The sequence below is a fragment of the Streptomyces durbertensis genome (assembly GCF_014156695.1).
Lineage (GTDB): Bacteria > Actinomycetota > Actinomycetes > Streptomycetales > Streptomycetaceae > Streptomyces > Streptomyces durbertensis.
The window spans coordinates 1-8,093 of sequence record NZ_WMLF01000237.1; the positions used below are offsets into that span (position 1 = coordinate 1).

An 8,093-nucleotide genomic window follows, 5' to 3' on the forward strand; every position below is an offset into this window, starting at 1 on the left:
TCGTGGTCTCGCAGATGTGTATACGAGACAGGGGTGTGGCTGCGGGTGGCGGCGGGCGCGGGCGGCCCGGCGGCGAGCAACGCGCCGGCCAGGACGGACGGGTCGGCGGCGGTCCGCGCGGCGCCGCCGGCCGGTGGGGTCCTGCCGGGTGCGTGGCGGGTGACGCGGTAGCCGCCGTTCGGGGTGGCGGTGACGTCGGTCCACTCGCCGCCGGGGTGTCCGCAGCGGCGTTCGCAGCCGGACCAGTGCACGGGTGGCGGCCCCTGGAGCCGGGAGTGTGCCGGTCGCCGCGCGAGCAGGGCGACGGTCGCGGAGGCGTCCGCGCGGACGTCCGTGTGGGACTTGGCGCAGCCGGGGCGCCCGGCGCAGGCGGTGACGCCCAGCCAGGGCGAGGCGGGGTCGGTGATCAGGCCGGCATCGGCGGCGCGGGCCAGCGAGTCCGGGTCGCCGGCGCCGGGCAGGACAACCCCCCGCCAGGGCGTGACGCGCAGCTCGCCGTCGGCAGGGGCCTCGACCCGCTCGGCGGCGCCCTCGGCGAGGTCGGCGAGGAGGCGCCAGCCGGGCGCGCTGATCCTGGCCAGTCGGACCAGCACGGACAGCGAGCGGGTGCCGTCCGGCGCGGTCAGCACGCCGGGCGGCGGGCCCGGCGTGCGGCGCGGTGCCCCGGCCTCGGCCGGGGTCGGCGACGTCCCGACGCCCCCGGAGGACCGCGCGGCCCCGGTCGCCGCGAGGGCACCGCCGGATCCGGCCGACGCCGAGCGCGGGCTCGGCGCGGGCAGGCCGGGACCCACCGGGTCGGAGACACCCGCGCCCGCATCGGCGTCCGCTTCGGAGCCGGCCGGCTCCGCGCGCAGGCCCGCCGCACGGAGGTGGGCGGCGAGGGTGTCGGCGGTGGGGCGGTGGTCTTCGGGGAGTTCGCGGACCCGCCAGGCGCCGGTGCCGGCGGTGTCGGAGAGGGAGAGGAAGAGTTCGGCGGCGAGGAGGGCCGCCCGGGGCGCGTCGGCGGCGGGGACCGCGACCGCGCAGGGGCCCGCGCCGAGTCGCAGCACCCCGTCCGAGGGCCGGGCGAGCAACGTCACATCGGCGCCGAGGGCGGCGACGTCGCCCCGCCCGTCGTCCAGGGCGAACAGGAAACGTCCGGAGAGACGGGGCGCGGATTCGCTTTCGCACAGCATGCGATCAAGCTCCGCCGCCCACTCCCCCACCCGGCCGTGGCCGCCGCCGTCCAGGCCGGCGGCCGGGGAGGCGACGACGTTCCGCACCCGCTCGTGCCGGGCCGAGGGCAGCAGGCCGACCGCCGCGAGCCGGTCCGCCAACTCAACTGAGCAGCCGTCGCGGAGGCCGCGCAGTTGGAGGTTGCCACGCGAGGTGAGGTCCAGGTGCCCGTCGCCGTACCGCTCGGCGAGGTCGGCCAGCGCGCGTGCCTGCGGCACGGCGAGGCGGCCGGCGACCAGCCGGACCCGGGCGAGCATGCCGTCGTCGGCGCTGTGCAGCCGCAAAGCACCGGGGCAGGCGTCGCCCCGGTCGCGTGCGGGCACGGCCTCAGGGCGCGGCTCGGTGCCGGGGGTGGTGGGCATGGCGGCGAGCATACGACGGCGTACGGGCCCCGGAGCCCGGAGGTGGGACGTGCCACATCCGGCCCCCGTGACCGGGGACCTCCGGCGTACGATGCTCCCCGGCGGGCCAACAGGCCCGTCGACGCCAGCGACGGCGCCATGGGAGGAAGCCCGGTGAGAATCCGGCGCGGTCCCGCCACTGTGAGCCCGGCGAGAGCCGGGTGAGCCAGGAACTCCCGCCGTCACGACCCGCCCGGGGCGCGGAAACCCCGAGGAAGGCCAGACGCGCATGATCCTGCTGCTGTCGACGTCCGACACGGACCTGCTGTCCGCCCGTGCCGCGGGCGGTCCCGTCCCCTACCGGCTCGCCAACCCGTCCCGCCTGCCGTTGGAGGACCTGGAGGGCCTGCTGGACGGGGCCGATCTGGTGGTCGTCCGGCTGCTGGGCGGGGTGCGCGCCTGGGAGGAGGGGCTGGAGACGCTGCTCGCGCAGCCGCGCCCGGTGGTGGTGCTCAGCGGTGAACAGGCCCCGGACGCGCAGCTAATGGAGGCGTCGACGGTGCCGGTCGGCATCGCGGCCGAGGCGCACGCGTATCTCGCGCACGGCGGTCCGGACAACCTGGACCAGCTCGCCCGCTTCCTCTCCGACACCGTGCTGCTCACCGGTCACGGCTTCGACCCGCCGCGGGCGGCGCCGTCGTGGGGTCCGCTGGAGCGGGAGTCCGCGGGGCCGGCCGACGGCCCGTTGATCGCGGTGCTCTACTACCGCGCCCACCACATGAGCGGTAACACGGCGTTCGTCTCGGCGCTGTGCGAGGCGGTGGAGCAGGCGGGCGGTCGCGCGCTGCCGCTGTACGTGGCCTCGCTGCGCGCGCCCGAGCAGGAGCTGCTGGACGAACTCGCCGGTGTGGACGCGGTGGTGACCACCGTGCTGGCGGCCGGCGGCACCCGTCCGGCCGAGGCGCAGGCCGGCGGCGACGACGAGTCGTGGGACGCGGGCGCGCTGGCGCGGCTGGACGTGCCGATCCTCCAGGCGCTGTGCCTGACCTCCTCCCGTGCCGACTGGGAGGAGAACGACGAGGGCCTGTCCCCGCTGGACGCGGCGAGCCAGGTGGCGGTGCCGGAGTTCGACGGCCGGCTGATCACTGTCCCGTTCTCCTTCAAGGAGATCGACGCCGACGGTCTGCCGTCCTACGTCCCCGATGCCGAGCGGACCGCCCGGGTCGCCGGGATCGCGGTGCGGCACGCCCGGCTGCGGCACGTGCCGAACGCGGAGAAGCGGCTGGCACTTGTGCTCTCCGCGTACCCGACGAAGCACTCCCGCATCGGCAACGCCGTCGGCCTGGACACCCCGGCGAGCGCGGTGGCGCTGCTGCGCCGACTGCGCGAGGAGGGCTGGGACTTCGGCCCGACCAGCGGCGAGGGTGCCGTGCCGGGCCTGGAGTCGGGCGACGGCGACGAGCTGATCCGCGCGCTGATCGAGGCGGGCGGCCACGACCAGCAGTGGCTGACCGAGGAGCAGTTGGCCCGCAACCCGGTCCGCGTCCCGGCCGCCGACTACCGGCGCTGGTTCGACGGGCTGCCCGCCGAGCTGCGGGAGTCGGTGGTCGAGCACTGGGGTCCGCCGCCGGGTGAGATGTTCGTCGACCGCAGCCGCAACCCCGAGGGCGACATCGTGCTGGCCGCGCTGCGGCACAACAACCTGCTGATCGTCATCCAGCCGCCGCGCGGCTTCGGCGAGAACCCGGTCGCGATCTACCACGACCCGGACCTGCCGCCGTCCCACCACTACCTGGCCGCCTACCGCTGGATGGCCAGCGGCCAGGACGAGGGCGGCTTCGGCGCGCACGCGATGATCCACCTGGGCAAGCACGGCAACCTGGAGTGGCTGCCGGGCAAGAACGCCGGCCTGTCGGCGGCCTGCGCGCCCGACGCCGCGCTGGGCGACCTGCCACTGGTCTACCCGTTCCTGGTGAACGACCCGGGCGAGGGCACCCAGGCCAAGCGCCGGGTGCACGCCACCCTGATCGACCACCTCGTGCCGCCGATGGCCCGCGCCGACTCCTACGGCGACATCGCCCGCCTGGAGCAGCTGCTCGACGAGTACGCGGCGATCTCCGTGATGGACCCGGCGAAGCTGCCGGCGATCCGCGCGCAGATCTGGACGCTGATCCAGGCGGCCAAGCTCGACCACGACCTGGGCATGGAGGAGCGTCCCGACGACGACGGCTTCGACGACTTCCTGCTGCACGTCGACGGCTGGCTGTGCGAGGTCAAGGACGCCCAGATCCGGGACGGTCTGCACGTGCTCGGCGGGGCGCCGGCCGGCCCGGAGCGGGTCAACCTGGTGCTGGCCGTGCTGCGCGCCCGGCAGATCTGGGGCGGCACGACCGCGCTGCCCGGGCTGCGTGAGGCGCTGGGCCTGGACGAGTCGGCGGCGACCCGCACGACCGCCGACGAGGCGGAGAGCAGGGCCCGCGCGCTGGTCGAGGCCATGGAGGCGGCCGGCTGGACGCTGGACGCCGTGCCCGCCGTCACCGCCGACCTGCCCGAGGAGCAGCGTCAACCGGTCGCCCGGGTACTGGAGTTCGCGGTGAACGAGGTCGTGCCGCGACTGGCCGGCACGGTCGACGAGATCAACCACACGGTGCACGCCCTCAACGGCGGCTTCGTGCCGGCCGGGCCGTCCGGTTCGCCGCTGCGCGGTCTGGTCAACGTGCTGCCGACCGGCCGCAACTTCTACTCCGTCGACCCGAAGGCGGTGCCCAGCCGGCTCGCCTGGGAGACCGGGCAGGCGCTCGCCGACTCGCTGCTGGAGCGCTACCGCACGGACCACGGCGACTGGCCGCCGTCCGTCGGCCTCTCCCTGTGGGGCACCAGCGCGATGCGCACCTCGGGTGACGACGTCGCCGAGGCGCTGGCGCTGCTCGGCATCCGCCCGGTGTGGGACGACGCCTCCCGCCGCGTCACGGGTCTGGAGCCGGTGCCGCTGGAGGAGCTGGGCCGCCCGCGGATCGACGTGACGCTGCGCATCTCCGGTTTCTTCCGCGACGCGTTCCCGCACGTCGTCGGGCTGCTCGACGACGCGGTGCGGCTCGCGGCGTCGCTGGACGAGCCGGCGGAGTCCAACTTCGTGCGCGCCCACGCCCAGGCGGACCTCGCCGAGCACGGCGACGAACGCCGCGCCACGACAAGGATCTTCGGCTCCCGCCCCGGCACGTACGGCGCCGGGCTGCTCCAGCTCATCGACAGCCGGGACTGGCGCACCGACGCCGACCTCGCCGAGGTGTACACGGTGTGGGGCGGCTACGCGTACGGGCGCGGGCTCGACGGCCGGGCCGCGCACGACGAGATGCGCACCGCCTACAAGCGCATCACCGTCGCGGCGAAGAACACCGACACCCGCGAGCACGACATCGCCGACTCGGACGACTACTTCCAGTACCACGGCGGCATGGTCGCCACCGTGCGCGCGCTGCGCGGCAGCTCGCCCGAGGCGTACATCGGCGACAGCACCCGCCCGGAGACCGTCCGCACCCGCACCCTCGCCGAGGAGACCTCCCGCGTCTTCCGCGCCCGGGTCGTCAACCCGCGCTGGATCGCGGCGATGCGCCGGCACGGCTACAAGGGCGCCTTCGAACTGGCCGCCACCGTGGACTACCTCTTCGGCTACGACGCCACGACCGGCGTGGTCGCCGACTGGATGTACGACAAGCTGGCGCAGACCTACGTGCTCGACCCGGAGAACCGGGCCTTCCTGGAGGAGGCCAACCCGTGGGCGCTGCACGGCATGGCCGAGCGGCTGCTGGAGGCGGAGTCGCGCGGCATGTGGGAGAAGCCCGACGCGGCGGTCGTCGACGCGCTGCGGCAGATCATGCTGGAGACCGAGGGCGAGCTGGAGGGCGACGAGTAGCCGGCGCCCCGGACGCACCACGGACGGACGGCCGTCGGACACCAGGTGTCCGACGGCCGTCCGTCTGTTCCGCGTGACCTGACGCGCGTCAGTTCTCCACCCAGCCGTGGTTGCCGGCGAGCTGGATCAGCCGCTGCCGGACCCGCACGATCTGCTCGGCGGTCATCGTCGGCGCCGCGGTCAGCAGCGCCTCCGTCACCTCGTCGCGGTACTCCTTGGCGGTGAGGATGTCGCAGTCGCCCTCGTCACCGCCCGCGTAGCCGCCGCCGACCGGGCGCTCGGAGGCGCCGCGCTCCACAAGGCGGGCGCGTGAGGCCTTCGGCCCCCGGTCGCCCTCCTCGATGTCGAACTCGATGATCGCACCCGTGCTGATCAGGTGCTTGTCCACGTCCAGGTCGTTGACGTGGATGAACACGTCCTCGCCGCCGTCGTCGGGCGCCACGAAGCCATAGCCACGAACCGCGTCAAACCGGATGACCTTACCCTTAACCACTGCCTATACCGCCAAACATCCGCTACCACAACGAAAGACCCACCTGGGGGTCATCGAGCACCGTACCCGCCCCGGCCACACAACACAACGTCCGCATCACCCGGACGACGCGCGCGCCTCGTGCACCGCGTCGGCGCACAGCTTCCCCGCCCGCTCCAGCGCGGCCAGCAGCGGCCCGGTCCCGTCGGCGGCGTCGGACGTCCTCGGCGGCGGGTGACCGAGGGCGTCGAAGACCTCGTCGACACCGCGCAGGCCGGCCCGGTCCAGCAGCCGCTTCTCGTTGGTGACCCACTCGCCGCGCAGGGCGAGCACGGCGTGCCCGGTCTGCGCGGCGGCCACCGCGACGGCGCCGGCCACCTCGGTGCGGGCGCCGCGCCGCGCGTGGCCGGCAGCGTAGTCGAGAGTGAGTCGGGCCGCCTCGTACCATTCGCGGCCGGCGCTCTCCCGCAGCGCTTCCGGGTACGCGCCGACGTCCGGCAGCCGCCCGCGCAGCACCCGGTTCACGGCCAGCTCGGCGACGAGCAGGTAGCTCGGGATGCCGGCGAGGTGGAACAGCAGCACCTCCCGGTGGTACCGCCCCCGCCGCGCCCGCGCCAACTCGCGCTCGACGACGTCGAGATCGCGGTAGTGCACGTCGACGGCCCGGCCCTCGACGGTGAGCCAGGCACCTCCGTTGAAGACACCGCCGCCCCAGGCGCCCAGCTCCGACACCTCGCCCGACCAGCCGACGGCCCGCAGGTCCGCCGGATCGAAGGGGCCCCGGTAGTAGACGGCCAGGTCCCAGTCGCTGTCCGGGGTGTGGGTGCCCTCGGCGCGGGAACCGCCGAGGGCGACGGCCTCCACGCCGGGCAGCCCGACAAGCCGGTCCGCGGTCCGGTCGAGGAACCGGCCCTCGTCGAACTCTTCTGTGGTCAAAGCGAGTTGGTCCTTACTCGGGGTTCGCAGTCAGGGTTTGCGGGCGACGCCGCACCAGAAGGCGACCTCCTCCGGCTCACCGCCGCCGGGGAGGGGGTCGGGCCGCCAGCGGGAGCAGGAGACGACGCCGGGTTCGAGGAGTTCCAGCCCCTCGAAGAAGGCGGCGACCTCCTCCGGCGTGCGCTGCTTGAGCTTCGGCGTGCCGACGGAGTTCCAGAACGCCACCGCCGCGTCGACGTCCTCCAGCCCGGGGGCGGTGATCGTGTGCGAGAGCACCAGGTAGCTGCCCGACGGGACGGCCGCCAGCAGCCGGCGCACGATGTCGCGGGCCTCGTCGGTGTCGGCGACGAACATCGCGATGCCGAGCAGCATGATCGCCATGGGCCGGTCGAAGTCCAGGGTCTTCCTGGCGTGTTCGACGATCGCCTCGGGCTCGTGGAGGTCGGCCTCGACGTAGTCGGTGGCGCCCTCGGGGGTACTGGTCAGCAGCGCCCGGGCGTGGGTGAGCACCAGCGGGTCGTTGTCGACGTAGACGACACGGGTGTCGGGCGCCAGCCGCTGCGCGACCTCGTGCGTGTTGTCGGCGGTGGGCAGTCCGGTGCCGATGTCCAGGAACTGGCGCACCCCGAGGTCCTCGCTGAGGTGGCGCACCGCGCGACCGAGGAACGCCCGGTCGGCGCGCGCGTACTCCAGGATGCCGGGGTGGAGTTCCCGGATCTGGTCGCCGGCGACCCGGTCGACCTCGTAGTTGTCCTTGCCGCCGAGCCAGTAGTTCCACATGCGCGCCGAGTGCGGCACGGTGGAGTCGATCCGGTCCGTGGCCGCCGGGTCGGGGCGGGACGTGCCTTCAGCCACCTTGGTCTCCTCGGGTCGGGCGCGGTCCCCTCGGCCGGTCCTGGAGCGGTTGTGATCGGCGCGCGGGGTGACACGCGGCTTTTCGGCCACCAAACTAACGCCCGGGGCCGCGCGGCGTGGGGTTTTACCGTTGATCGTGGCCTGTTCTGCCGCCCCCTCAGGCCAGTTGCACGACCAGCGCGACGACAACGGCGATCAGCAGGGTGGCCAGCGCCATGACCATGCGCCGGCCGGGCAGGGGGACACGGATCGTCACTCGGCGTCTCATGTCCCCCAGTGAACCAGCCGGGCGCCCGCGCGGGCGGCGGGGCCGGACTCCGTCCGCCGGTCATGCCGGGCCCTGGGCTGGGCCGGGCGCGGG

General features: G+C 74.5%; 5 protein-coding genes and 1 riboswitch. Of the genes, 1 reads left to right on the plus strand and 4 read right to left on the minus strand.

Going from position 1 to position 8,093, the window contains the following annotated elements; genetic code table 11:
* A partial coding sequence (locus tag GL263_RS16325) for a ferredoxin-like domain-containing protein (RefSeq protein WP_228456549.1) occupies window positions 1-1,577 on the minus strand: 1,577 nt, incomplete at its 3' end.
* A gap of 142 nt (window positions 1,578-1,719) precedes the next feature.
* Window positions 1,720-1,792, plus strand: a riboswitch (cobalamin riboswitch).
* Between the two features lie 53 nt (window positions 1,793-1,845).
* Between GL263_RS16325 and cobN the strand changes: the two genes are divergently transcribed.
* A complete protein-coding gene (gene cobN / locus GL263_RS16330; protein ID WP_182856455.1) occupies window positions 1,846-5,469 on the plus strand; it encodes a cobaltochelatase subunit CobN in 3,624 nt (1,207 codons plus the stop codon).
* Between the two features lie 88 nt (window positions 5,470-5,557).
* Here the strand turns inward: cobN and GL263_RS16335 are convergent, their stop codons facing one another.
* The 3 genes from GL263_RS16335 to GL263_RS16345 form a co-directional block, all read right to left on the minus strand.
* The gene (locus tag GL263_RS16335; RefSeq protein WP_182856456.1) at window positions 5,558-5,962 is read right to left on the minus strand and encodes a cold-shock protein; all 405 of its coding nucleotides are present in this window, start codon (window positions 5,960-5,962) and stop codon (window positions 5,558-5,560) included.
* A 96-nt stretch (window positions 5,963-6,058) separates the two neighbouring features.
* Window positions 6,059-6,877, minus strand: coding sequence for a nucleotidyltransferase domain-containing protein (locus GL263_RS16340; RefSeq protein ID WP_182856457.1), 819 nt, complete (start codon window positions 6,875-6,877; stop codon window positions 6,059-6,061).
* Between the two features lie 30 nt (window positions 6,878-6,907).
* On the minus strand, window positions 6,908-7,732 hold the full coding sequence (locus GL263_RS16345) for an SAM-dependent methyltransferase (protein WP_323379427.1): 825 nt from the start codon (window positions 7,730-7,732) through the stop codon (window positions 6,908-6,910).
* Between the last annotated feature and the right edge of the window lie 361 nt (window positions 7,733-8,093).

Coding starts and splice junctions, on each gene's coding strand:
- cobN (WP_182856455.1), top strand. CDS start 1,846: ATGATCCTGCTGCTGTCGACGTCCGACACGGACCTGCTGTCCGCCCGT.